Source organism: Kribbella sandramycini (assembly GCF_013131805.1).
Taxonomy (GTDB): Bacteria; Actinomycetota; Actinomycetes; order Propionibacteriales; family Kribbellaceae; genus Kribbella; species Kribbella sandramycini.
Genome location: NZ_JABJRC010000009.1, coordinates 238,247 through 261,802, shown reverse-complemented (window position 1 = coordinate 261,802; position 23,556 = coordinate 238,247). Strand labels below are relative to the sequence as shown.

The window sequence follows — 23,556 nt, the reverse complement described above, 5'->3', positions numbered from 1 at the left end:
ATATACTCGATGCCATGACCGCTCCTCTCTCTGTTGTGCGGGTTGTCGACGACACTGCGGCAACCAGTGCTGGAGGCAATGATCGACGCCGGAACCGTGGCCGTGGTGGTCGATCAGGACGACCTCCAGGCGCGCGGCGTGCTGAACTGGCGCGTCCTGGACGCCTCCGGGCCGATCGACTCCGGTGAGTTCACCGTGGCCGACGACTGCGGCGCGTGTCAGCTGATCGAGTCCCTGCTGCCACTGCTGGAGACGCTGGTCGCCCGCGGGCACTGGGACCACATCGTCCTGTCGGCGCCGCCTGCGATGGAGGCGCGGCCGCTCGCGAGCAGTCTGGTCGCGCTCCTGCCGGAGGTGGTCGTCGACACCGTCACCTGCGTGGTCGACGCCGTACTGCTCGTGGAGCAGCTGTCCGGTGACGAACTGCTCGATGAGCGCGGTCTGGCGCTCGGCCTGCCGGATCGGCGCAACGTGGCCGAGCTGACGGCGCGCCAGATCGAGTACGCCGACGTCTGCGTGCTGGCCAACGCCCACCGCGCCAAAGCGCCGGAGCGCCTGCAGAACCTGCTGGTGCACCTCAACCCGCGGACGACGGTCGTCGCGGCCGACCCAGTCGGCGTACCGGGCGGGCCGGTCGCGCGGACCGGGCGCTTCGACTTCGAGGCGGCCGAGGCGTGGGCGGGTGACCTCGCTGCGTCCGACCGGCTACAGCCGAGCGCGGACGGCGTGACCACAGTCCTGTGGCGGTCGACCAGGCCACTGCACCCGGCCCGGCTGAACGATGCGCTCGAGGACATCGTGGACGGCGTCGTCCGCAGTCGCGGTGTGGTCTGGCTGGCGAACCGGCCGACGCAACGCGTCCGCTGGGAGTCGGCGGGTTACAGCGCGTCGCTGGGCACACTGGGCGAGTGGGCGGACACCGAACACCTGGCTGAGTGCACTGTGGTGGCTACTGGCATGGGTCTTGACCCTGCGAAGCTGCAGTCGGTGCTCGACGCCTGTCTACTCACGGAGTCCGAGCTGGCCAGTATGGACTGGGAGCAGCTGGAAGACCCGTTCGCAGGAGTGCTCTAGCCGCGCGCTACCCGGAGGTGTTCGGCAGCGATCGCCTCTAGGTGGCTCAGGTCGGAGGAGACCGTGGCGAAGCTGTAGCCCTGCTTGAGGCGGCGGTTGGCATTCTCACCGTCAAACGTGTGGATGCCGGCCGCAATGCCTGCTGTGGCGGCCGCCGCCGCGATCCGGGCGACGGCGTCCTCGAACGCGTCCGCGATCTCCGGGTCACCCGGGTAGCGGGCCCCGAGCGCCAGGCTCAGGTCGACCGGACCGACGTACAGGCCATCCAGCTGCGGCGTCGCGCAGATGGCCTCAACGTTCGCCAGCGCCTGCGCGGTCTCGATCATCGCCAGCACGACGGTCTCCGCGTTCGCCTTGGCCGGCTCCGGCCCGAACCGCAACGCCGACCGCATCGGCCCGAACGAACGCCGTCCGACCGGCGGATACTTCGCAGCGCGCACCGCGAGCGCAACGTCGTCCGCAGTGTCGATCAACGGCACGATCACCCCGGCCGCACCGGCATCCAGCGCCCGTCCGATCGGCGTCGGGTCATTGGCCTCGACCCGCACCAACCCGGTCGACCCACCCGCATCGATCGCGAGCAGCCCGTTCAGCAGGCCTTCGTACCCGATCAACCCATGCTGGCCGTCGAGCACGACATAGTCGTACCCGGCCCGAGCGATCCGCTCGGTCGCCGGCGGCGCATCCATCGTGATCCAGTAGCCGACGAGCTGTTCCCGGTCCCGTAATTGCTGCGCGAAGGTCACCGGATCACCGTATCTTGCGTCGCATGGACGCCCTCCTCCGCGAACTGGTCGCAGCCGCCGGCCTCCCCGCCGTCCGCGAAACGACGCCGATCAGCGGCCACGGCTTCGACCACACGATCGTCGTCGCCACCCTCGCCGACAACCGCCGCTGCTGACCGTCGTCCGCGAGGGGCGCGCGACCGACGGCACCTGGCGAGCAGTCGGGAGGGCGTTCCAGCGGCTGCATGCGATCCCGGCATCGGATCTCCCGGCGGGGATGGTCGAGCCGGCGCCGGCGGACCGGGTGCAGGCATTGCACGAGCAACTGGCCGTCGACGAGCGCTATCTGGCCGAGCATCTGCCTGCGGTCGTGCCGGGGCTGCCGCGAGTGCATGCGCTGATCGATGAGCTGGCGGCGGAGCTTCGGCATCCGGCAGTGCTGCTGCACTTCGATGTGAACCCCGCGAACATTATCGTCAGCGCGGATTCCGCACAGTAGATCGACTGGTGCGACCCGGAGATCGGCGATCCGGCGGCGGAGATCGCGGCGCTGGAGGAGCAACTCTATCTGGTCGACCGGTCGGAGCAATTGCCGCCAGCGTTCTACGCGACGTACGGCGACCGCGGCCCGACCGTGGATCTGTATGGGCTGACCGGGGCGATCGGGTGGTTCGCGAGTGGCGACTTCGAGGAGTGGGAAGAGCTCGACCCCGCCCTCCAGCCACGGGCGATCGGCTGGCGGACGGGGCTGGCGACGTACTTGACTGCCCAGCTGACCTAAACCGGCGGGACGCCGTGCCGGCGGGTGGAGAAGTGCCGGTCCTTGGTCTGGGCGGCGCCCAGGCGGGCGATCAGGTCGGTGCGGAGGTCTTCGGGCTCGACGATGGCGTCGATCACGAGGTCGGCGGCCAGGCGGAGGATGTCGATATCGGTCTCGTACTCCTCGCGGAGTTTCGAGACGTACTCGACCCGCTCGGTCTCGTCGGCGATCTCCTGGATCTTGTTGTAGTAGACGGCGTTGATGGCCGCCTCGGGGCCCATCACCGCGATCTTCGCGGTCGGCAGCGCGATACAGGCGTCCGGCTGGAAACCGGGGCCGCACATCGCGTAGAGGCCGGCGCCGTAGGCCTTGCGGACGACCACCGAGACGGTCGGGACGGTCGCCTCCGAGACCGCGGTGATCATCTTCGCGCCGTGCCGGATGATGCCGGCCCGCTCGACCTCGCTGCCGATCATGAAGCCCGGCACATCGCAGAGGTAGATCAGCGGGACGTTGAACGCGTCGCACAGCCAGATGAACCGGGCCGCCTTGTCGGCGGAGTCGACGAACAGGACGCCGCCCTTGACGGCCGGCTGGTTCGCGACGATGCCGACCACCTGTCCGGCCAACAGGCCGAAGCCGACGACCAGCTCCGGCGCGTACGTCGGTTTGATCTCGAAGAAGCTGTCCGCATCGGTGACCGCGTCGATCACGTCGTGGATGTCGAACCCGACGCTCTCCTCGGCCGGGACCAGGTCGCGGGTGAAATCGCGGCCGGGCGGGGCGGCGTCGTACGCCGGGGGTCGGTGCCGCCAGGAGCCGGGGAGGTAGGAGAAGTACTGGCGGGCCAGCTCGATCGCCTCGGTGTCGTCGGACGCGAGCAGGTCGCCGCAGCCGGAGACGCTGGTGTGCATCCGGGCGCCGCCCATCTCCTCCAGCGTCACCTTCTCGCCGACGACCATCTCGGCCATCCGCGGTGAGCCCAGGTACATCGAGGCGTTGCCGTCGACCATGATCACGATGTCGCAGAACGCCGGAATGTACGCGCCGCCGGCCGCGGACGGGCCGAACAGGCAGCAGATCTGCGGCACCTTGCCGGACAGCGCGACCTGGTTGTGGAAGATCCGCCCGGCGCCGCGGCGGCCCGGGAACAGCTCGACCTGGTCGGTGATCCGGGCGCCCGCGGAGTCGATCAGCCAGAAGATCGGCAGCTCGTCGCGGAGCGCGATCTCGGTGATCCGGACGATCTTCTCGACCGTCCGGGCGCCCCACGAGCCCGCCTTGACGGTCGGGTCGTTGGCCACGATCAGGGCCGGCCGGCCGTCGACCAGGGCGCGCCCGGTGACGACGCCGTCCGCCGGGAGGCCCGCCTTCAGCGCGTTGGCGAGCTGCGCCTCCTCGACGAAGGAGCCCTCGTCGACGAGCAGCGCGATCCGGTCGCGGACGTACAGCTTGTGCTGACTGTCGAGTTTGGCCTTCGCCTTCTCCGGCGGGGTGAGTGTCGCCTCGCGGGCGACCTTGACCTCTGTCCAGTGATCCCGGCTCATGCGGCCATCATTCCACTGGGAGGCCGAGGCTTCGGGCGATCAGCATCCGCTGAACCTCCGACGTCCCCTCGCCGATCTCGAGGATCTTGGCGTCGCGGTAGAACCGCGTCACCGGGTACTCCTCCATGAAGCCGTAGCCGCCGAAGACCTGGGTGGCGATCCGGGTCGCGGTCACCGCGGCCTCGGTCGCGTACAGCTTGGCGACCGACGCGGCCTGCTTGAAGTCCTGGACCGACGCGCCGGCGTCCTTCATCGCGGCCGCCTTGTAGACCAGCATCTCGGCCGCGTCCGCCATCACCTTCAGGTCGGCGATCTGGAACGCGACGCCCTGCTTGCGGCCGATCGGGCCGCCGAAGGTCTGCCGCTCCCCGGCGTACTGGACCGACATCTCCAGGCAGGCGCGGATACAGCCCAGCGCCACCGCGGCGATCGCGACCCGGCCGTCGTCCAGCGTCGCGAGGAACTGCGCGAACCCCTTGCCCCGCTCACCGAGCAGGTTCGCCTCGGGGACGCGGACGCCGGTCAGCGCCAGCGGGTGCGTGTCACTCGCGTGCCACCCGAGCTTGTCGTACGCCGCCTCGGCCACGAACCCCGGCGTACCGCTCGGGACGATGATCGTGGAGATCTCCGGCTTGCCGTTCTCGCGGGTCCCGGTCCGGGCCGTCACGGTCACACACGAGGTGATCGTCGAGCCGGAGTTCGTGATGAACTGCTTCGAGCCGTCGATCACCCACTCGCCGCCGTCGAGTGTCGCCCGGGTCTTGGTCGCGCCGGCGTCCGACCCGGCGTCCGGCTCGGTCAGCCCGAACCCGGCCAGCTTCTCCCCCGCCACCAGCTCCGGCAGCCAGCGCTGCTTCTGCTCGTCCGTCCCGTACGTCAGGATCGGGTTGATCCCCAGCCCAACCGCGGCCTCGAGGGTGATCCCCATCGACTGGTCGACCCGGCTGATCTCCTCGATCGCCACGCACAGACTCGTGAAGTCGCCGTCGGACCCGCCGTACTCGGCCGGCGCGGTCAGCCCGAACAGGCCGAGTTTGCCCATCTTCTGCACGACCTCCACCGGGAAGTAGTGCTTGCGGTCCCACTCGGCCGCATGCGGCGCGATCTCCGCCTCGGCGAAATCGCGCACACTGCGCCGGAACTCGCGGTGCTCCTCGGACAGCTCGAACATGTACGCACTCCTCTGTGCTTGACGCTTACGTAAACGTAAAGCACAGTAAGTGCCATGCACAATATCCAGGTGGCCGAAACCTGGACGATCGCCGAACTCGCCACCGAGTACGACGTCACCCTGCGCACGATCCGCTTCTACGAGGACCGCGGCCTGCTCACCCCCGAACGCCGCGGCACCGTCCGCGTCTACCACCCCCGCGACCGCGTCCGCCTGGCCCTCATCCTGCGCGGCAAACGCCTCGGCTTCTCCCTCGACGAAATCGCCACCATCGTCGACATGTACGACACCGCCCCCGGCGAAGAAGGCCAACTCGTCTACCTCCTCGCCCAGATCGCCCACCGCCGAGCCGACCTCGAACAACGCCGCGCCGACCTTGAGCAAACCCTCACCGACCTCGCCGAAGTAGAAGCCCGCTGCCAGGCAGACCTCGACGCCCTCCGGACCCGCCGCGGCTGAGCTGCCGAGCGGGCACGGAGGGCTTGCGCCGGGTGGGTTACTTCCAGGGGGCGGGGGCGATGGTGGTGGTCAGGGAGGTGTAGCCGGTGGTCTTGCCCTTACGGGGGCCGTCGGTGGCTACCTGGCGGTTGCCGATGTAGTCGCCGGTCTTGGGGTCGATGATGACTTCTTCGCGCTGGGAGCCGTCGTCGCTGGAGTAGGCGACGCCTTCGCGGCCGTCGAGGTTGACGGCGCCGTCGACGATCTTGAGGTTCTTGAGGTTGCCGAGGGCGCGGTAGAGGGTGGCGCGGGTCTCGGCGGGGACGACGCCGGAGCGGAGGGCGTCGTTGGCGTAGACGAGGAGCTGGGTCTCGCCGCGGGAGTTGCCTTCGAGCCGGCCGGGGGCGTCCTTGTCGAGGCGCTTGTAGAGGGCCTTGGAGTCCTTGGGGAGGCCCTTGAGCCAGTCGAGGGACGGGTCCTGCCAGCCGCCGTTGGCGCCGCAGAGGCCGCCGCCGAAGAAGGCGCCGCACTTGGCGGTGCTGGTGGTCGAGGAGCGCTTGAAGGTGATGCCGTTCTTGCGGGCCAGCTCGTCGTTGCCGTCGATCCACTGGTGGCGGCCGGTGTTGGTCTCGCGCTTGTACCAGGTGCCGCGGACGTCGGCGGGGATCCAGACCTCGGTCACCGACTCCTCCATCCACTGCAGGCCGCCGCCGCGGATCTCCGAGTAGACGCCGGTCCAGGCGCGGCCGGTGAGCTTCTTGTACTTGCCGGCCGGAATCACCGGGTCGGAGGCCGAGGTGACGTGGTCGGCGGCGCCGTTCAGGGAGTCGGCGACGGCGGAGCCACCGGCGAGGGTGGTGCTGTAGAGGGAGCCGCCGGCGACCAGGGCCAGGGCGGCCGCGGTGGCGATCAGCCAGCGACGGCGGCGGTGCGGCTTGGTGGCGGTCGTCATGAGGGGCTCCTGGGTGATGGCGCCGAGGAAGGCGGCGCGGGTCTGCTCAAGGCGTACGGGGTCGGTCTGGACGTCGTCGTTCAGGGCGGACAGGGCCCGGTCGAGGTCGTCGGTGGAGTGCAGGTCAGGCATGGCGGTTCCCCTCGGTCAGGGTGCGAAGTTGGCGGCGGACCCGGTGCAGGCGCGAGCGGACGGTCCCGACCGGGATACCGAGCGCGTCGGCCACTTCGACCGTGGTCAGACCGGCCCAGGAGGTCAGCAGCAGGACGTCGCGGTCACCCTCGGACAGGTCCGCGATGGCGGGGGCGATCTGGCGAGCCAGGTTCTCGGCGTCCACCCGGTCGGCGATCCGGCCGTCGTGCGCGGCCAGCTCGTCCGGCTCCCGGCGTACGGCGCGGGCGGTGGCCTGCAGACCACGCACCTCCTGCCGGACGTGCCGCCGGGCCAGGTTGGTGGCGATGCCGTACAGCCAGGCCTTCACCGCGGCCAGGGCCGGGTCGTAGGTCTCACGCTGCCGGTACGCCGCCAGGAAGGTCTCGCTCACCAGGTCGTGGGCCTGTTCCGTGCCGACCCGCCGCGCCAGGTACCGGTGCATCGGCGCGGCATACTGGTCGAACAGCCGGGCGAACTCCTCCGCCACCGCAGGCCCGTCCAGCTGCGGACGGTCCCCCACCAGCTCCGGTGGCGGCTCCGCGGCCACGGAATCGGTCGTTTCGGTCAATGTCATACCCCTGGTTGCCCGCTGGCGCCCGGGACGTTCACGCCAATTGCAGGCTAGACCGCCAGGGGTACACCGCGGAGCGCCGCGTCGTAGCGGCTGAGCGCCAGCCGGGCGAGGCGCGGGTCGGCTCCGAGCGGTGCGCTGACGCGGTGGCCCGCGGCCAGGCTGTGCAGGCGGTCGGAGAAGTAGCCGGGGGCAAGCAAGTAGTTGGCGACTGCCAAGCGACCGGGTGTGGTGGCAAGGACAGCTGGTAGCCGTCGGCCACGACCAGCCAGGTAGGCCACGGTGACCGGGCGCTGGATGCGTGCATGCAGGAGGGCTGCGGTCCGCTCGCAGTCGGCCTGTGCGCGCGGGTCGCTGGAGCCGGCTGCCGCTAGTACGACGTGGTCGGTGCGGGAGAGGTTGCCGAGCCGATCCGCCAGTACGTCGGCCAACAACGGATGCGGGCCGAGTGCGGGGGCTGCGGTCAGGCGGGTCGGGTACTGCGCTGTCTGCGCGCCGATGTCGACGCGCACGTGGTAGCCGCTCGACAACAGCAGTGGGACCAGTACGGCGTGCTCGGTGTCAGCCATTACCCGTCTGACCAGTCCTGGCAATGCAGGCCCGACCACATCGACGAAGCCGAGTGAGACCGGGAGCTCAGGCCGCAGCCGAGCCATCTGGCGCACCAGCTGATGTACGACCTGCAGTCCCCGTGGGTCGGCGGTTCCGTGGGCGACCGCAACCAAATCAACACTCATGTGGGGACTCCGGCTGGTTGGGCGGCTAGGCGGTAGCCGCGGCGGACGACCGTGCGGACCAACTCGGGGCGACCAACGGCCGTGCGGAGGCGGTTGACGGTGACTTCGACGGCGTGGACGTCCTCAGCACCCGGCAGCACGGCGAGCAGGTCGGGACGCGAGACCACGTCACCGCCGGCAGCGACGAGAGCGGCCAGGACGGCGCGGGGGCCAGGGCCCAGCGGCAGGACGACGCCGTCGAGCACAGCGGCGCCGCCACGGATCACGAGCAGGCCGAACTCGGTTTCGATCGAGCGGGCGTTCTCGTCGGTGAGGCGGTCGGTGACGATGCGGATGAGCGCGCCGAGCCGGTAGCGGTCCGGAACCAGCGGTTCGAGGCCAAGATTCACGAACGGCGCCGCGGTAACCGGACCGACACAGGCGTTCAGGACGCGACCAGTACGAAGAGCTGCGATCAGAGCGTCGTACTGGCCGGTGAGGGCCGCGGCGTCGAGCATCGCCTGTGCGCCAGGCGCCGACGTGTGGACGACGGCGTCGACTGCACCTGTGCAGACCTGTCCAATCACCCGCTCGACCACAGCCGCATCCGGTGCCGGCCCCCAGCGGTAGACCTCCAGCCCGCGCACAGACGCGCCGGCACTCCGCAGCGCGTCCATCAGGCCCGGATCCGACAGTCCGTGCAACTGGACGACGATCTTCCGCCCCTGCACGCCTTCTGCGCGCAGCCACTCGACGACCTCAGCCGTCGTCTCCGACCGCGCCGACCAGTGCTCCACGAGCCCAGCAGCCCGAATCGCACCCCGCGCCTTCGGACCGCGCGCCAGCAGCCGCGCCTGCTCCAGCGTCCCGAGCAGATCGGCCGCCAGCCCCGCAGTGTCCGCAGCCTCGACCCAACCGCGGAATCCGACCGCGGTGGTGACGACGACGTCGTCCGGCGGGTTGGCGATCACCCGCCGGGTCGCCTCGATCAACGCGTGATCGTCGGCGACCGGCACGATCTGCAGCGTCGGCGCATGCAGCACCTTGGCGCCGCGGCGCTCGAACGACGCGATCAGGTCGTCCGCCCGCCGGTGCGCGGTCACCGCGATCGTGCACCCGCTGAGCGGACCCGGCCTACTGTTCGCTGTCACCGTTCTCCCCTACCCGAACCATCCCGTCGACGACCTCGACCGGATAGACCGGCAGCGCGACCGCCGGATCGTCCAAACACACCCCGGTGCGCAGATCGAAGACCTGCTTGAACATCGGCGACGCCACCGTCGGCACGTCGCCGCGGTCCCCGACGATCCCGCGTGACATCACGTTCGCCCCGCTGAACGGATCCTGGTTGCCGATCGCGTACACAGCCCCGTCGTGCGTGCGGAACAGCGCAATCTGCACACCACCGGCCAGCGCCGCCACCCCGCGCTCCGGCAGCAGTACGTCGTACCGGCACACCACCGTCGACCCCACGGCTACGACACTCATCGACGTACCTCCAATCGGGGGCCGGCGAGCAGCACCGGCTCCAGCTGTCCGCGTTCGGCCGGGGTGGCCGGGCGCGGCTGGTTGCGTTCGACCACGTAGCGCAGGTCCTCGTCCGGCTGGTCAGGTGCATTCACGAACGACACGAAGCGCGCAAGCTTCTCCGGGTCCTCCAGCGTGGCCCGCCACTCATCGACGTACGCACCGACGTGTTCGGCCATCGCAGCGTCCAGGTCGGCAGCAATCCCGAGGCTGTCGTTCAGTACGACGTCCCGCACGTGGTCCAGTCCGCCTTCGATCTCCCGGATCCACACCGACGTCCGCTGCAACCGGTCGCCGGTCCGGACGTAGTACATGAGGAAGCGGTCGATCGCTTGGGTCAGTTCGGCATCCGACAGATCCGAGGCGAGTAGCTCCGCGTGCCGCGGGGTCATACCGCCGTTGCCACCGACGTACAGGTTCCAGCCGTTCTCGGTGGCAATGATGCCGACGTCCTTGCCGCGTGCCTCGGCGCACTCCCGCGCGCAGCCGGACACCCCGAGCTTCAGCTTGTGCGGTGACCGCAGCCCGCGGTAGCGCAGCTCCAGCGCAATGGCCATCCCGACCGAGTCCTGTACGCCGTACCGGCACCAGGTGGAGCCGACACACGACTTCACCGTCCGCAACGCCTTGCCGTACGCGTGACCCGATTCGAAGCCCGCATCTACCAGCCGCTTCCAGATGGCCGGCAGTTGCTCGATCCGCGCCCCGAACAGGTCGACCCGCTGACCGCCGGTGATCTTCGTGTAGAGCCCGAAGTCACGCGCCACCTCGCCGATCGTGATCAGTCCCTCCGGAGTGATCTCGCCACCGGGGATTCGCGGGACGACGGAGTACGTGCCGTCCTTCTGCATGTTGGCCATCACGTGGTCGTTGGTGTCCTGCAGCGGCGCCCGCTCGCGGTCGAGGACATGCCCGGCCGGATCGATGCTGGCCAGGATGGAACCGACCACAGGCTTGCAGATGTCGCAGCCGCGCCCAGTGCCGTGCCGCTCGATGATCTCGCTGAACGTGCGCAGCCCAGTCACCCGCACCACATCGAACAGCTCTGCCCGCGACTGGCTGAAGTGCTCGCACAGCGCCTTGCTGACCTCGACGCCGGCCTTCAGCAGCTCAGCGTTCACCAGTGTCTTCACAATCGGCAGACAGGACCCGCAGCTCGTCCCGGCCTTGGTCCGCCCGCAGACCGACTTCACGTCACCGCAGCCCTCGTCACGGACCGCACAGCGAATAGCGCCCGCAGCAACGTTGTTACACGAGCAAACCGGTGCGTCGTCCGGCAGCTCCAGCTGAACCGGCGCTGCGCCCTCAGGCAGCAGGAAACCGGCCGGGTCTGCCCCCAGCTCGCGCCCGACCATCGGGCGCAGCCCTGAGTACGCCGAAGCGTCGCCAACCAGGATGCCGCCGAGCAGCGTGCGCGCATCGTCGGACAGCACCAGCTTCTTGTACACACCGGCCACCGGGTCGGCGTAGACGATGTCGAGCGCGCCCTCGGTCGCACCGAACGCGTCACCGAAGCTCGCGACGTCCACCCCGAGCAGCTTGAGTTTGGTCGAGGTGTCCGCCCCGGGGAAGGTCGCCGCCCCGCCGAGCAGCCGATCGGCGACGATCTCGGCCATGGTGTTGCCAGGAGCAACCAATCCCCAGACGCGGCCGTCGATACAGGCCACCTCGCCGATCGCCCACACCCCGGGCGCCGACGTCCGGCAGGCCTCGTCGACGACGACGCCGCCGCGCTCGCCGATCGTCAGCCCCGCAGCCCGGGCCAGCTCGTCGCGCGGACGGACGCCGGTCGCGAAGACGACCACATCAGCCGGCAGGTCCGGGCCGTCGGCCACTGCCATCGCCCGGGCGGCGCCCTGCGACGTCAGCTTGACCCGGGTGGTCTGGGTCGAGGTCCGGACGTCGACGTCCAGGCCGCGAATCAACCGGGCCAGCGCCGCGCCGCCACCCTCATCGACCTGCAGTGGCATCAGCCGCGGTGCGAACTCGACCACGGTCGTCGCCGCCCCCAGCGCCCGCAGAGCACCAGCGGCCTCCAGACCGAGCAGACCGCCGCCCACGACCACACCGGTGACCTGCTCGCGCTCACCGCGCAGTCGTTCGACGTACGTCCGCAGTGCGGCTACGTCGTCGATGGTCCGGCAGACGAAACAGCCCTGCGCGTCGCTGTTCTTCACCGGCGGGACGAAGGCCGACGAGCCCGTCGCCAGCACCAGTTCGTCATACGCGATCTGCTCCCCGCGCGCGGTGGTGACGGTGCGCCCGTCGACATCGATCGCCGTCACCTGCGTGCCCTTGCGCAGTACGACGGCTGGGTCGTTCCACAGCTCGGGGTCGCCGAGGGCCAGGTCGTGTGGGTCGCGGCCGGAGAAGTAGCTGGTCAGTGCGACGCGGTCGTACGGAAGTCGCGGCTCTTCGGCCAGCACGGTGATGCGCCACTCCACACCGGTGTCACGGGCTCGCAGCGCCTCCACCAGTCGGTGCGCGACCATCCCGCCGCCCACCACTACAACGTGCCGGGCCTTGCTCAGCTCTGTCATCGTCGCCCTCCTGGCCGGTACTGGTTCGGTCTCGCCGCGGCGGAACCGGTCGAGCAACTCCCCGACCGCGCCGGTGCAACTGCCGCACCCGGTCGTCGCCCGGGTCGTGGCGGCGATGCCGGCGACACTGTCGGCACCTCCACGCCAGGCCGCCTCAAGAGCCGCCCTGGTCACTCCGTTACAGCGGCACACAGTGACCGCTTTCTGCTGCGGTACGACGGGGTCCGCCAACAGCCCGTCGGCCACCACCGGCGTCCCACGGTCCGCCAGCAGCACCAACTCGGCCGCAACCTCCGGTGCGCCCACAGCCACCGCAGCCCGCACCACGCCGTCCTTCAGAACAGCCCGAACCCACCGATCGCCGTCCTCGAGCCGGACCTCCTCGCCTTCGGCCTCCTGGTCGCCCAACACCAGTACGTCGAGCGCACCGGCCGTCAGCCGAATCACCTCCGGCGCGAGCTCAGTCCGGGTCCCGCTCTCCAGCCAACTGGCGAGGGCCTCCGCATGCGCCCACGCCGACGCCACAGTCCCGCTGACCCGACCATCGACCTCGGCACAGTCACCAATCGCGTGCACACGCGAGTCATCCGGGCTGGTCATGGTCTGGTCGACCACAATCCCGCTCCGCACAGTCAGCCCAGCAGCCAACTCAACACGCGGCCGCACACCGCAGGTCGCGACAAGTTCGCCGAAGATCTGCTGGCCGTTCGCAAGAGTCAACACGGTGCCCTGTGCCGCGACGGCCTGCGCGTTGAGCAGGACCTCGATACCGAGCTGCCGCAAGGCCCGCGTGACCCACCGCCCAGCTGCACGCGGCATCTGCTTGTTCAACAGCGTCTCGCCGTCGTGTACCAGCGTGACCGCGACCCCGCGCCCGCGCAGCGCGCACGCTGTCTCGACTCCGAGCACTCCACCGCCCAGCACCACCACACGCCGGGCTGCTGTCCCGGCGAGCAAGCGTGCGTCCTCCGCAGTGCGCAGCACTCGCCCAGCGACGGGTACTACCGGTTCGCCGCCGATTGCGAAGACCAGGTGGTCGTACGACCACTCCGAACCGGCAGAGTCCGTCACCACCCGCCGACCTCGGTCGACTGCGACCACTGTCGTCACCGGCTCGGTTCCCAACACGGGTGCGGGTGCACGGCCGGCGACGTACTCGGTCAGTCGGTGCCGGTGGTACGACACCTCGTTCCCCAGCACGGTCACGTCGTACGACGGCAGCAGCTGCTCCAACCGCCGCCCGGCCATGCCGCCGCCGATGATCACCACGCGCTCGCTCATGCGGACACCTCCGCCACCGGCAGCGCCGCAGCCGTCACCTCGACCGCACAGGCCTTGAACTCCGGCATCCGCGACACCGGGTCCAGTACGTCGTTCGTCAGCTCGTTCACCGCACCCGCACCGCCGTAGTGGAAGGGCACGAAGACGGTGTCCGGACGGACGTCGGTCGTCACCCGAGCCGGTAGCACCATCGACCCGCGCGCAGTCCGCAGCTGAACCGGCCGCCCGTCCGCGATCCCCAACTGCGCCGCAACCCGCGGGTGAATCTCGACGAACACCTCTGGCTCCGACTCGGCCAGCTCCGGTACCCGCCGCGTCTGCGCCCCACTCTGGTAGTGCTGCAACAACCGCCCAGTGACGAGATATATCTGCGCATCAGCATGCAGATCGTCCGCAACCGGCCGGTGGTCGACCGGTACGACGTGCGCCCGACCGTCCGGCGTACCGAATCGGTCGGCGAACAGCCGCGGCGTACCGGGGTGGCTCTCGTGCGGCACCGGCCAGAAGAGCGCCTCCTCGTCGAGGCGCTCCCAGGTGATACCGGAGTAGTCCGCCTTCCCGCCGGCGCTCGCCAACCGCAGCTCGGTGAACACCTCGGCCGGGTCGGTCGAGAAGCCAGCCACCCCGAGCCGATCAGCCAGCCCCGCAAACACCGCCAGGTCGCTGCGCACCTCACCAGGGGGTGTCACAGCGGCCCGGCGGCGCAGCACGCGGCCCTCCAGGGAGGTCATCGTGCCGTCCTCCTCAGCCCACTGAGTGACCGGGAAAACCACATCCGCCAACAGTGCGGTCTCAGAAGGCACCACATCGGCTACCACCAGCAAATCCAACGCAGCAAGGCGTTCCCGCACCGACGCGAGGTTCGGCGCCGACACCAACAGGTTGCTGCCATGTACCAGCAGCGCCCGCGGGCCGTCGCTGGTACCGAGCGCGTTGATCAGCTCCACCGCACTCCGCCCCGGCCCAGGTAGCTCGGACGGATCAACACCCCACACCCCCGCTACATGCGCCCGAGCAGCCGGGTCGGCGATGCTGCGGTAGCCAGGCAGCTGATCGGCCTTCTGGCCGTGTTCGCGCCCGCCCTGTCCGTTCCCCTGCCCAGTGATACAGCCGTAGCCGCTGCCGACGCGCCCCGGCAAACCCAACGCCAGAGCCAGGTTGATACATGCGGTCACTGTGTCCGTGCCCTTGCTGTGCTGCTCAGCACCCCGACCGGTCAGCACGAAGGCCCCAGCACCCCCATGCACCGGAGCGGCAGCCGCCAGCACCCGAGCAGCCCGCCGAATCGTCGCAGCCGGTACGCCGGTCACCCGCTCGCCCCGCTCCGGCCACCACGCCGCAGTCGAGCGGTACAACGCATCAGCGTCGTCCACCCGTTCCGCAAGGTAAGCCGTGTCAGCAAGCCCTTCCTGCAGTACGACGTGCGTCAGCGCGAGCACCAGCGCCAGATCGGTCCCCGGCGTCGCCTGCAGGTGCAGTGCGCCTTCCAGCGCGGCAGTGGCCGACCGGCGCGGGTCAACCACCAACAACTGCGCCTTCTCCAGATGCGCAACCGCCGGCGGCATCGTCTCGGCGATGTTGCTGCCGACCAGCAGTACGGCGTCCGCACCGGCCACATCTGTCAGCGGGAACGGGAGCCCGCGGTCGATACCAAAGGCCCGGTTCGTCGCTGCTGCGGCCGACGACATGCAGAAGCGGCCGTTGTAGTCGACGTTCGCCGTGCGTAACGCCACTCGGGCGAACTTGCCCAGCGCATAAGCCTTCTCGTTGGTCAGACCGCCACCACCGAAGACGGCGATGGTGTCGTGTCCGTGTGCACGCTGCAGGGCCGTGATGCGGTCCGCAACGAAGTCCAGCGCGTAGTCCCAGGTGGTGGCGACCAGCTCACCCGCAGCGTTGCGCACCAGCGGCTGTGTGAGCCGGTCCGGCACCGTGAGCACCTCCGGCGCCGTCCAGCCCTTCCGGCACAGCCCGCCCCGGTTGGTGGGGAACTCGCGCGGCCGCACCTCCACTGCACCCGGCCGGTCGACCGGGTGCAGGGTGGTCGCACACTGCAGCGCGCAGTACGGGCAGTGTGTCGGGACTGCGGTCACACGCGCTCCTGGCTGAGCGGGCTGCCCTTGCGCAGATAGCAGAAGTACGTGACGGCCAGGCAGACGACGTAGAAGCCGCAGAAGACGTACAGCGCCGGGATCAGCGAGCCGAAGTTACTTGTCGACATTGCGAACCCGCGCGGGACCAGGAATCCGCCGTACGCGCCGACCGCCGACGCGATCCCGATACACGCGGCCGCCTCGCGCCGGGCCCGGCCCGGGTCGCCCGGCGTGGTCAGCCGGAAGACCGCGGGGATCATCCGGTACGTCGATCCGTTCGCCGCGCCGCTCGCGACGAACAAGAACAGGAAGCTGATCAGGAACCCGGCGAAGCTGCCCGCCTGCAGCGCGAAGATCGCGGCCAGGATCCCCAGCCCCATTACGACGAACGCGTAGACCGTCACCCGGGCGCCGCCGACGAGGTCGGCCAGCTTGCCGCCGAACGGCCGCGCCACCGAGCCGACCAGCGCGCCGAGGAACGCGATCCCGATCGTGATCGACGGGAACGTCGTCTTGATCAGCAGCGGGAACGCCGCCGAGAAGCCGATGAACGAGCCGAAGGTGCCGATGTAGAGGAACGAGATGATCCAGGTGTGCGGCCGTTTCGCGGCCATGATCGACGTCCGGAACGACGACGTCGCGACCGACAGGTTCGCCATCACCCGCCAGGCCAGGACGGCGGCCAGCAGGATCAGCGGCAGCCAGAGCAGACCCGCGCGGTTCAGCGTCAGCCCGGCGCCCGCGACGATCGCGACCGGCACCAGGAGCTGGACGACGGCGACGCCGAGGTTCCCGCCGGCGGCGTTGATGCCGAGCGCGAACCCCTTCTCCTTCTCCGGGTAGAAGAACGAGATGTTGGTCATGCTGCTGGCGAAGTTGCCGCCGCCCACACCCGCGGTGGCCGCGACCAGCGCCATGATCCAGAACGGCGTCTCCGGCCGGCTGATGAAGAAGGCCAGGCCGCCGGTCGGGATCAGCAGCAACATTGCCGAGACGATCGTCCAGTTCCGGCCGCCGAACCGCGGGACGGCGAACGTGTACGGCAGCCGCAGCGTCGCACCGACCAGGCTCGGCAGCGCGACCAGCCAGAACAGCTGGTCCGTGCTGTAGGTGAACCCGGCTCGCGGCATCGAGACCACCACGATGCTCCACAGCTGCCAGACCGAGAAGCCGAGGAACTCGGCGAAGATCGACGGCCACAGGTTCCGCCGGGCCACCGCCCGGCCCTTGGCGGCCCAGAACGTCGCGTCCTCCGGATCCCAGACGTCGATCCAGCGGCCCCGCCGCGGCGCCTCGACCGTGCCCACCGTCCCGGCCCGCTCGCTGGGAGCGACGACCTCCGGTCCTGCCTCGAGCGTCATCGTGCGTCTCCGTTCGTCCGACCTCACTGATTAGGCCAGGACGCTATGACCGGGGTGTTTCCACGTGGTCATCTCGTTGTTACGCCGCCGAAACGGCTAACGCACACCGCTCGCCGGGTAGTGAGAGGAAGTGGGTACTGTGCCCCTTACCGACGGAGGGGACGGAACCGTGAGCGAGCAGAGCGGGAAGCCGCGGGGGCGCTGGGCGTGGCGGAGCGCGATCGCGCTGGTGCTGATCGGCTGGCTGGTGCTGGGCGGGATCGGCGGGCCCACGGTGGGCAAGCTGAGCGAGGTCCAGGAGAACGACAACGCCAGCTTCCTGCCGAAACAGGCCGAATCGACGCTGGTCAACAACGAGGCGGCGAAGTTCGTCGACTCGGCCGCGCTGCCGTACTTCGTTCTGATCGAGCGTGACAGCGGTATCACTCCAGGTGACCTGACCGCGGCGCAGGCCTTCCTGGCGAAGGTGCCGTCGCTGGAGCTGCACGGCGGGAAGAAGCTCGGCGACTACCTGACCGCCGCGCCGAAGGCCGTCGTCCCGTCGGAGGACAAGAAGGCGCTGCTGCTCACCGTCGAGCTGGACGGCGAGCGTGCGGACGAGGTCGTCACGGAGGGCGAGACCGTGCTGTTCGCGGCCGCCGACACGATGCGGCAGACGATCAAACAGGATCTGACGCCAACTGGTCTGCAGGTCTACGTGACCGGGCCGGGCGGCGTCTTCGCGGACTTCGTGGTCGCCTTCGGCGGGATCGACGGCATCCTGCTCGGCGTCGCGCTCGCGGTCGTCTTCGTGATCCTCCTGATCGTGTACCGGAGCCCGGTGCTGCCGATCGCCGTCCTGCTCACGGCCGTCTTCGGGCTCGCGCTGGCCGCGCTCGTCGTCTATCCGCTGGCGAAGAACGGCGTGATCGAGCTCAACGGGCAGAGTCAGGGCATCCTGTTCATCCTGGTCGTCGGGGCCGCGACCGACTACTCGCTGCTGCTCGTCTCGCGCTACAAGGAAGAGCTGCACGACTACACCAGCAAGTACGACGCGATGCGGATCGCCTGGCGGGCCTCGCTCGAGCCGATCGCGGCCAGCGCCGCGACGGTCATCCTCGGGCTGCTCTGCCTGCTGCTGTCCCAGCTGGGCAGCACGAAGGGCCTCGGGCCGGTCGGCGCGATCGGTATCGCGGGCGCGCTGATCGCCTCGATGACGTTTCTGCCGGCGATTCTGCTGGCCTTCGGACGGCGGATCTTCTGGCCGTCGATCCCCCGCGTCGACCATGTGCACGCTGCGGACCAGGTCGGCGGCCGGAAGCTCTGGGGCCGGGTCTCCGGTCTGGTTGGGCGACACCCGCGGCGGGTCTGGGTGCTCAGCGCGCTCGGTCTGCTCGTCTGCGGCGCGTTCCTGCCGACCTTCCAGGCCAGTGGGATCTCCCAGGAGGATCTGTTCCTGGACAAGGTCGAGTCCGTCACCGGGCAGGAGCAGCTCGCCAAACACTTCGACGCGGGCGCCGGTACGCCGGTGCAGATCCTCACTCCGGCCGATCGGAGCGAGGCCGTTGTCCGGGCGGCGAGCGCGGTGGACGGCGTCGGTTCGGCGTCCGCCTCGCCGGTGCCGGGCCAGCCGCCGAAGGTTGTCGACGGCAAGGTTCTCGTTCAGGCGACGCTGAAGGTGCCGGCCGACTCGCCGGACGCGACCAAGGTCGTCGAGCACCTGCGGACCGAGCTCGACAAGGTCAGCCCGGACATCCTGGTCGGCGGCACCACCGCGATCAACCTCGACGTCCTGGATGCCAGCCAGCGCGACCTGCGGGTGATCATCCCGGCCATCCTGGCGGTGATCTTCCTGGTCCTGATGCTGTTGCTGCGCTCGATCGCCGCCGCCGTGCTGCTGGTCGTCGCGAACGTGATCTCCTTCGGCGCCACCATCGGCGTCAGCGCCCTGGTCTTCAACCACCTCTTCGACTTCCCCGGCGCCGACCCCGCCATCCCGCTCTACGGTTTCGTCTTCCTCGTTGCCCTAGGCATCGACTACTCGATCTTCCTGATGACCCGGGTCCGCGAGGAGTCGATCACCCAGGGCACCCGCCCCGGGATCCTCACCGGCCTCGCCGTCACCGGCGGCGTCATCACCTCGGCCGGCGTCGTCCTGGCCGCCACCTTCTCCGCCCTCGCCGTCCTCCCCATCCTCTTCCTGGTCCAAACCGCCTTCCTGGTCGCCTTCGGCGTCCTCCTCGACACCACCATCGTCCGCTCCCTCCTCGTCCCCGCCCTCGCCCACGACCTCGGCAAGAAGGTCTGGTGGCCCAGCAAACTGGCGCGCCAGAAGTAGCACTAAAAAGAAGAAAAACAAAAGCAAAATATGAATAGAATGTGTGGTCACCTTCGATTGAAGCTGACACTTGGCCTTAGCGCGTCAACTGGCCTTGGAGTGCAGGAGTGAAACGGCTTCTTGCGCCAGATGATCTTCCTGGCCGACGGCAAAAGGCAGGACACCGAGATTGCTCCAAGCTTCCTCTGCGCCTTCGAAGATCTCCCGTTGCACGGCCGAAGACGGCGGAACGTAGAGTACGCGGATCGGCACGTCTCGTGAGAGACGCACCGGCTCCTGCTTGGTACGCGCGGGATTCAGCAGCAGTCCGCCGTCCTCCCGGAGCCGCTTGATCACATAACTCGTCGCCTGAATATCGCCGGACAGGCCATCGAGCGACTGGCGCTTGAAGGACCACACGTGCGACAGTTGAGCAATCCGGTCGCGGCCGATCGCGAACTCGAAGCGCGCTTGCTGCCGGCCGACCTGCAGCCGCACTCTGCTCTGCACATCCTTTGGCGAGAGTTCAGGTACGTTGTAGAAGGCGTCGCGCAGTTCGCGAATCGCCGTGTTTCTATCTGTCGAACGCGGCCCTTGCGTCGACTCCACGATCAACTGGCTGTACAAAATGTCAGCGGCGCTGTCGGCGTCCGCGGCCCGGAGCGGAAGCGGCTCGGTGATCTGGAACGAATTGTTGAGATGACGCCTGATCCGGTCGAGAGACGCGAAGGAAAATCCCGACGACGAACTCTGCGTAGGCGGCCGCATCAAAGGGAGATCGGAACCGACCGCCGCCTGGAATCGTGCCAGCCAGTCTTCAACCCAGCGCGCGTCACCGCCTAGTCGTGAAGCTCTGCTAAGCGACGGCACCGTCCGCACAGCCCAATCAGCCCGTTGTTCGTTGCCGACGATGAGACCGACGTTGACGAACTCTCCACGAGCCGAGTCAGGGACGTAGCGAAGCATCCAGTACATGTACGGCGTGCCACTCACGCGATCCGCTGTCATCCTGCCCTCCCCGCTGCTCTGAGTCGGTTCGCCACCGGCGTGCGCCTTCGATACAAGAACCAGGCTACGGTCTCCAGCTCGAACGGCGGCACGTCCCAGGCTACAGGCACCCCTGCCACGACCTCGATCAACTGCTCTGCGGTGACCGCCTCGATTCGGTCCGCGACGTCACCGAAAGCGGCTTTGTCCATTCCTGTCACGGGCTCGGTCCACCACCAATTGGCAGCAACGTCATGCGCCAACTGGTCGCCGCTCCAGCCAAATCCACCGCCGAGCCACAGCCCGTGATCGAACGTCCAGATCGAGTGGTCGTCGCGGAGGTCGTACAGCCATTGTTCGTCCTCGCCCAGGCACCAGTCCCATAATGCCGCGAGAGCCGGCTGCCGGCGTGCGTTGTCGTCGTCCGACGTGTACAGCAACTCATCGATGACGTCTGCGAACTCCAGGTTCAACGAGCCGTGCGCAATGCCGGCGGACAGGCGGTGTACCTCGCCGTACTTCCACCCAGACAGTTCTTCGGGAATTTCGATGAGCGCCGTCGGCCGCACCGGTGCGCCGATGAGGCGACCGGCCGCAGAGACCAGTTGCTCGGTGACCAGGATCTGATCGCCTTGAGGGTTTCCCAAGGGTTTGATCCAGTACTGCCGCTGGCTCTCGGCCAGCCCCAAGAAGGCTGCGGCTCCGGACTCCGTGCGTCGTATCGGGGCCATCAGCACTTCGGTCGCTTCGTGGCGGCGCACGCCGTCCAGCGCGCCGCGCCAGTCTTCACGGTCGTCCACCCGCATGAGAATCCCACAACCATTGCGGTTTTCCCATTTCCGGCGATCCCAGCACGATGGATCTCGGTTGTCACTGGCGCAGGTAGCGGCCGGTGATGCTCTCCGGTATGCCGGGGAGCAGCTCGGGGGTGGTGGCGGCGACTATGCGGCCGCCTTGGGTGCCGCCGCCGGGGCCGAGGTCGAGGACGTGGTCGGCGTTGGCGATGAGGTCGAGGTCGTGTTCGATGACGATGACGGTGGCGCCGGCGGCGATGAGGCGGTCGAAGACCGAGAGGAGGACTCGGATGTCGGCGGGGTGCAGGCCGACGCTGGGCTCGTCGAAGATGAAGAGGGTGCCGGTTTGGGGCTTTTCGAGGTCGGTGACGAGTTTGAGGCGCTGGGCTTCGCCGCCGGACAGGGCCGGGGTGGCTTCGCCGAGGAGGAGGTAGCCGAGGCCGATCTCGTCGAGGGTGCGTAGGCGGGCCTGCATCTTGCGGAGCTTCTTGAAGTACGTGCGGGCTTGCTGGACGGTGAGTGACAGGGCCTGGGGCATGGTCAGGCCGTCGAGGGTGACGGCGTCCGCGTCGGGGCCGTAGCGGGTGCCGCCGCAGAGCGGGCACGGGATGTCGACGTCGGGGAGGAACTGGACGTCGAGGGAGATCTGGCCGGTGCCGTCGCATTGCGGGCAGCGCAGGCTGCCGGTGTTGTAGGAGAAGTCGGCGGCCGACAGCGGGCCGGCCGCCGCGTAGGCGCGGCGCAGCTCATCGAGTACGCCGCTGTACGTCGCCACCGTGGAACGCACGTTGCGGCCGATCGGGACGGCGTCGACGACGACCGTCCGCTCGATCCCGCCGGCGTCCACCCGGCGGACGTGCGGAGCGCTGCCGGGCCGGATCAGCTCCGCGGCGAGGCTGTCGAGCACGAGCGTCGTCTTCCCGGAACCCGATACCCCGGTCACCGCCGTCAACCGCCGGATCGGGAACTCCGCCGTCAGCGGCTGTAGCGTGAACCGCTGCTCGGTCTCGATCCGGATCCGCCCGTACTCGAAGACCTCCGCAACCCGCGGCCGTACGACCACCGGCTCGGCCCCGCTCAGAAACCCGCCGATCAACGATTCGTCCGACGCTTCCAACGAGGCAACGGTGCCAGCGGCAACAATCGAGCCGCCGTGCGCACCGGCCCCTGGGCCGATCTCGATCAGCCAGTCCGCCCGCCGCAGCACGCGGACATCGTGATCGACCAGGACCACCGAGTTGCCGGTCTCGACCAGCCGCCGCGCGACGTCGATCAGCGCATCGACGTTACTCGGATGCAGCCCGACCGACGGCTCGTCCAGCACGTAGAGCAGGCCGGTCGCGCTGCTCCGCAGTGTCCGCGCCAGCTGCACCCGTTGCAACTCACCGGTCGACAACGTGCGTGAGGCGCGGCCGAGCGACAGATACCCCAACCCGAGCCCGAGCAGATGAGTCGCCGTCGGGGTGAACGCGGCAACGATCTGCGCCGCCATCCGGCGCAGCGACTCCGGCACCTCCAGCGACTGCAGGAAGGACGTCGTCCGGTCCAGCGTCCAGGTCGACAGCTCGTCGAGCGGTACGCCGTTCAGCAGCACCGACCGGGCCCGCTCGTTCAACCGCGACCCGTGACAGGCCGGGCACTCGGCGACCTGCGTGAACCGATCGAGCCTGGCCATCGTCTTCTCGCTCTGAGCGTTGCCCAAGGCATCTTCGATGACCCGGTTCGCGTTCCGGTACGTCGCGTTGAGGTCGAAGACGTTGCCCTTCCGGCTGGTGACGATCACCTGCCGCTTCGTCTCCGGCCCGTGCAGGACGATCTCCCGCTCCGCATCCGTCAGCTCCCGGAACGGTACGTCGGTCCGCACGTCCAGCGCGGCGACCACCTGCGGCAGCAGACTCGCGCCCATCGAACCCCACGCCGCGACGGCGCCCTCGTCGATCGAGAGCGACTCGTCCGGCACCAACGACGCCTGGTCGATCTGCCGGGTCTCGCCCGTCCCTCTGCAGACCTCGCAGGCCCCGTCACCGTTGAACGCGAAGTCCTCCGCACCCGGCACCGCGAACCGCACCCCGTCGACTGGACAGGTCAGATGCCCGGTCGAGGCGATCTCGATACTCGCCGGCACCGGATGCCCGTTGGGACACAAATGCGTCCCCAATCGCGAGTACATCAAGCGGACCGAGTTCAACAGTTCTGTCGCCGTCCCAAACGTACTGCGCACACCAGGCACCGCGGGCCGCTGATGCAGGGCGATCGCGGCCGGTACGCCGTCCACGGCGTCCACATCGGCCCGCGCCGCCTGCGACAGCCGCCGACGGGTGTACGTCGACAGCGCTTCGAGGTACCGGCGCGAGCCCTCGGCGTACAGGACGCCGAGCGCCAGCGACGACTTGCCCGACCCGGACACGCCCGTCAGCCCGACGAGCTGCCGCAGCGGTACGTCGACGTCGACGTTCTGCAAGTTGTGGACTCGAGCCCCACGAACCGCCACCTGCTCGCCCCAGTGCATATGGTCAGGCTAGCCCCGGAGCGCACGCGGTATCTGGTTGCGCCGGGCCGGGAACTGGTTC

Annotated in this window: 20 protein-coding genes; 6 read left to right on the top strand and 14 right to left on the bottom strand. The window is 69.0% G+C overall.

The window, feature by feature from the left end; translation table 11 throughout:
• Window positions 1-78 precede the first annotated feature (78 nt).
• Window positions 79-1,074, top strand: coding sequence for a CobW family GTP-binding protein (locus tag HPO96_RS31280; RefSeq protein ID WP_171677986.1), 996 nt, complete (start codon window positions 79-81; stop codon window positions 1,072-1,074).
• On the opposite strand, the gene HPO96_RS31275 is transcribed toward HPO96_RS31280, so the two are convergent.
• On the bottom strand, window positions 1,071-1,820 hold the full coding sequence (locus HPO96_RS31275) for an HpcH/HpaI aldolase family protein (RefSeq protein WP_337796884.1): 750 nt from the start codon (window positions 1,818-1,820) through the stop codon (window positions 1,071-1,073). The two genes, HPO96_RS31280 and HPO96_RS31275, sit on opposite strands and share 4 nt — an antisense overlap.
• A gap of 23 nt (window positions 1,821-1,843) precedes the next feature.
• On the opposite strand from HPO96_RS31275, the gene HPO96_RS39320 reads away from it, so the two are divergent.
• The 3 genes from HPO96_RS39320 (at window position 1,844) to HPO96_RS31265 (ending at window position 2,580) form a co-directional block, all read left to right on the top strand.
• The gene (locus HPO96_RS39320; RefSeq protein ID WP_272954742.1) at window positions 1,844-1,975 is read left to right on the top strand and encodes a hypothetical protein; all 132 of its coding nucleotides are present in this window, start codon (window positions 1,844-1,846) and stop codon (window positions 1,973-1,975) included.
• Window positions 1,969-2,298 carry a phosphotransferase gene (locus HPO96_RS31270; protein ID WP_337796897.1) on the top strand — a complete coding sequence of 110 codons (330 nt, stop codon included), beginning with the start codon at window positions 1,969-1,971 and terminating at the stop codon, window positions 2,296-2,298. Before HPO96_RS39320 ends, HPO96_RS31270 begins: the two co-directional genes overlap by 7 nt.
• 90 nt (window positions 2,299-2,388) lie before the next feature.
• Window positions 2,389-2,580: a hypothetical protein gene (locus tag HPO96_RS31265; RefSeq protein WP_171677984.1), complete on the top strand. Its 192-nt coding sequence runs from the start codon at window positions 2,389-2,391 to the stop codon at window positions 2,578-2,580.
• Here HPO96_RS31265 and HPO96_RS31260 read toward each other — a convergent pair.
• Both HPO96_RS31260 and HPO96_RS31255 read right to left on the bottom strand, forming a co-directional pair.
• Window positions 2,577-4,106, bottom strand: coding sequence for an acyl-CoA carboxylase subunit beta (locus tag HPO96_RS31260; protein WP_171677983.1), 1,530 nt, complete (start codon window positions 4,104-4,106; stop codon window positions 2,577-2,579). The two genes, HPO96_RS31265 and HPO96_RS31260, sit on opposite strands and share 4 nt — an antisense overlap.
• 7 nt (window positions 4,107-4,113) lie before the next feature.
• Window positions 4,114-5,277: an acyl-CoA dehydrogenase family protein gene (locus tag HPO96_RS31255; RefSeq protein WP_171677982.1), complete on the bottom strand. Its 1,164-nt coding sequence runs from the start codon at window positions 5,275-5,277 to the stop codon at window positions 4,114-4,116.
• A 54-nt stretch (window positions 5,278-5,331) separates the two neighbouring features.
• Here HPO96_RS31255 and HPO96_RS31250 point away from each other — a divergent pair, with 54 nt between their 5' ends.
• Complete coding sequence (locus HPO96_RS31250) at window positions 5,332-5,736, top strand: MerR family transcriptional regulator (RefSeq protein WP_171677981.1); 405 nt, start codon at window positions 5,332-5,334, stop codon at window positions 5,734-5,736.
• 37 nt (window positions 5,737-5,773) lie between these two features.
• Here the strand turns inward: HPO96_RS31250 and HPO96_RS31245 are convergent, their stop codons facing one another.
• Genes HPO96_RS31245 through HPO96_RS31210 form a run of 8 tightly spaced genes read right to left on the bottom strand, consistent with a single transcriptional unit; the run spans window position 5,774 to window position 16,909 of the window.
• Window positions 5,774-6,799: a CU044_5270 family protein gene (locus HPO96_RS31245; protein WP_171677980.1), complete on the bottom strand. Its 1,026-nt coding sequence runs from the start codon at window positions 6,797-6,799 to the stop codon at window positions 5,774-5,776.
• Window positions 6,792-7,394 (bottom strand): RNA polymerase sigma factor, encoded by a 603-nt coding sequence (locus tag HPO96_RS31240; protein WP_171677979.1) that lies wholly within the window; start codon window positions 7,392-7,394, stop codon window positions 6,792-6,794. Before HPO96_RS31240 ends, HPO96_RS31245 begins: the two co-directional genes overlap by 8 nt.
• Before the next feature lie 47 nt (window positions 7,395-7,441).
• Window positions 7,442-8,128 (bottom strand): sirohydrochlorin chelatase, encoded by a 687-nt coding sequence (locus HPO96_RS31235; protein WP_171677978.1) that lies wholly within the window; start codon window positions 8,126-8,128, stop codon window positions 7,442-7,444.
• Entirely contained in the window at window positions 8,125-9,258 is a 1,134-nt protein-coding gene (locus HPO96_RS31230; protein WP_171677977.1) for a uroporphyrinogen-III synthase, read from the bottom strand. The genes HPO96_RS31235 and HPO96_RS31230 overlap by 4 nt, the downstream gene beginning before the upstream one ends.
• Entirely contained in the window at window positions 9,242-9,595 is a 354-nt protein-coding gene (gene nirD, locus HPO96_RS31225) for a nitrite reductase small subunit NirD (RefSeq protein ID WP_171677976.1), read from the bottom strand. The genes HPO96_RS31230 and nirD overlap by 17 nt, the downstream gene beginning before the upstream one ends.
• Window positions 9,592-13,455 (bottom strand): nitrite reductase large subunit NirB, encoded by a 3,864-nt coding sequence (nirB, locus tag HPO96_RS31220; protein WP_171677975.1) that lies wholly within the window; start codon window positions 13,453-13,455, stop codon window positions 9,592-9,594. The genes nirD and nirB overlap by 4 nt, the downstream gene beginning before the upstream one ends.
• A complete protein-coding gene (locus tag HPO96_RS31215) occupies window positions 13,452-15,548 on the bottom strand; it encodes a molybdopterin-dependent oxidoreductase (RefSeq protein ID WP_171677974.1) in 2,097 nt (698 codons plus the stop codon). The genes nirB and HPO96_RS31215 overlap by 4 nt, the downstream gene beginning before the upstream one ends.
• Entirely contained in the window at window positions 15,545-16,909 is a 1,365-nt protein-coding gene (locus HPO96_RS31210; protein ID WP_171677973.1) for an MFS transporter, read from the bottom strand. Before HPO96_RS31210 ends, HPO96_RS31215 begins: the two co-directional genes overlap by 4 nt.
• Before the next feature lie 169 nt (window positions 16,910-17,078).
• Here HPO96_RS31210 and HPO96_RS31205 point away from each other — a divergent pair, with 169 nt between their 5' ends.
• A complete protein-coding gene (locus tag HPO96_RS31205) occupies window positions 17,079-19,226 on the top strand; it encodes an MMPL family transporter (RefSeq protein WP_171677972.1) in 2,148 nt (715 codons plus the stop codon).
• Between the two features lie 84 nt (window positions 19,227-19,310).
• Here HPO96_RS31205 and HPO96_RS31200 read toward each other — a convergent pair whose 3' ends face one another.
• From HPO96_RS31200 to HPO96_RS31190, 3 genes are all read right to left on the bottom strand, one after another.
• Window positions 19,311-20,213, bottom strand: coding sequence for a DUF3037 domain-containing protein (locus HPO96_RS31200; RefSeq protein ID WP_171677971.1), 903 nt, complete (start codon window positions 20,211-20,213; stop codon window positions 19,311-19,313).
• Window positions 20,210-20,992, bottom strand: a complete 783-nt coding sequence (locus HPO96_RS31195) for a hypothetical protein (protein WP_171677970.1) — start codon at window positions 20,990-20,992, stop codon at window positions 20,210-20,212. The genes HPO96_RS31200 and HPO96_RS31195 overlap by 4 nt, the downstream gene beginning before the upstream one ends.
• Window positions 20,993-21,062: 70 nt before the next feature.
• On the bottom strand, window positions 21,063-23,495 hold the full coding sequence (locus tag HPO96_RS31190) for an excinuclease ABC subunit UvrA (RefSeq protein ID WP_171677969.1): 2,433 nt from the start codon (window positions 23,493-23,495) through the stop codon (window positions 21,063-21,065).
• Between the last annotated feature and the right edge of the window lie 61 nt (window positions 23,496-23,556).

Bases quoted from the DNA above. Each gene is read 5' to 3' on its own strand.
- HPO96_RS31280 (WP_171677986.1), top strand. From the start codon at position 79: ATGATCGACGCCGGAACCGTGGCCGTGGTGGTCGATCAGGACGACCTC.
- HPO96_RS39320 (WP_272954742.1), top strand. From the start codon at position 1,844: ATGGACGCCCTCCTCCGCGAACTGGTCGCAGCCGCCGGCCTCCCCGCC.
- HPO96_RS31260 (WP_171677983.1), bottom strand. From the start codon at position 4,106: ATGAGCCGGGATCACTGGACAGAGGTCAAGGTCGCCCGCGAGGCGACA.
- HPO96_RS31255 (WP_171677982.1), bottom strand. From the start codon at position 5,277: ATGTTCGAGCTGTCCGAGGAGCACCGCGAGTTCCGGCGCAGTGTGCGC.
- HPO96_RS31250 (WP_171677981.1), top strand. From the start codon at position 5,332: ATGCACAATATCCAGGTGGCCGAAACCTGGACGATCGCCGAACTCGCC.
- HPO96_RS31245 (WP_171677980.1), bottom strand. From the start codon at position 6,799: ATGCCTGACCTGCACTCCACCGACGACCTCGACCGGGCCCTGTCCGCC.
- HPO96_RS31240 (WP_171677979.1), bottom strand. From the start codon at position 7,394: ATGACATTGACCGAAACGACCGATTCCGTGGCCGCGGAGCCGCCACCG.
- HPO96_RS31235 (WP_171677978.1), bottom strand. From the start codon at position 8,128: ATGAGTGTTGATTTGGTTGCGGTCGCCCACGGAACCGCCGACCCACGG.
- nirD (WP_171677976.1), bottom strand. From the start codon at position 9,595: ATGAGTGTCGTAGCCGTGGGGTCGACGGTGGTGTGCCGGTACGACGTA.
- nirB (WP_171677975.1), bottom strand. From the start codon at position 13,455: ATGAGCGAGCGCGTGGTGATCATCGGCGGCGGCATGGCCGGGCGGCGG.
- HPO96_RS31210 (WP_171677973.1), bottom strand. From the start codon at position 16,909: ATGACGCTCGAGGCAGGACCGGAGGTCGTCGCTCCCAGCGAGCGGGCC.
- HPO96_RS31200 (WP_171677971.1), bottom strand. From the start codon at position 20,213: ATGACAGCGGATCGCGTGAGTGGCACGCCGTACATGTACTGGATGCTT.
- HPO96_RS31190 (WP_171677969.1), bottom strand. From the start codon at position 23,495: ATGCACTGGGGCGAGCAGGTGGCGGTTCGTGGGGCTCGAGTCCACAAC.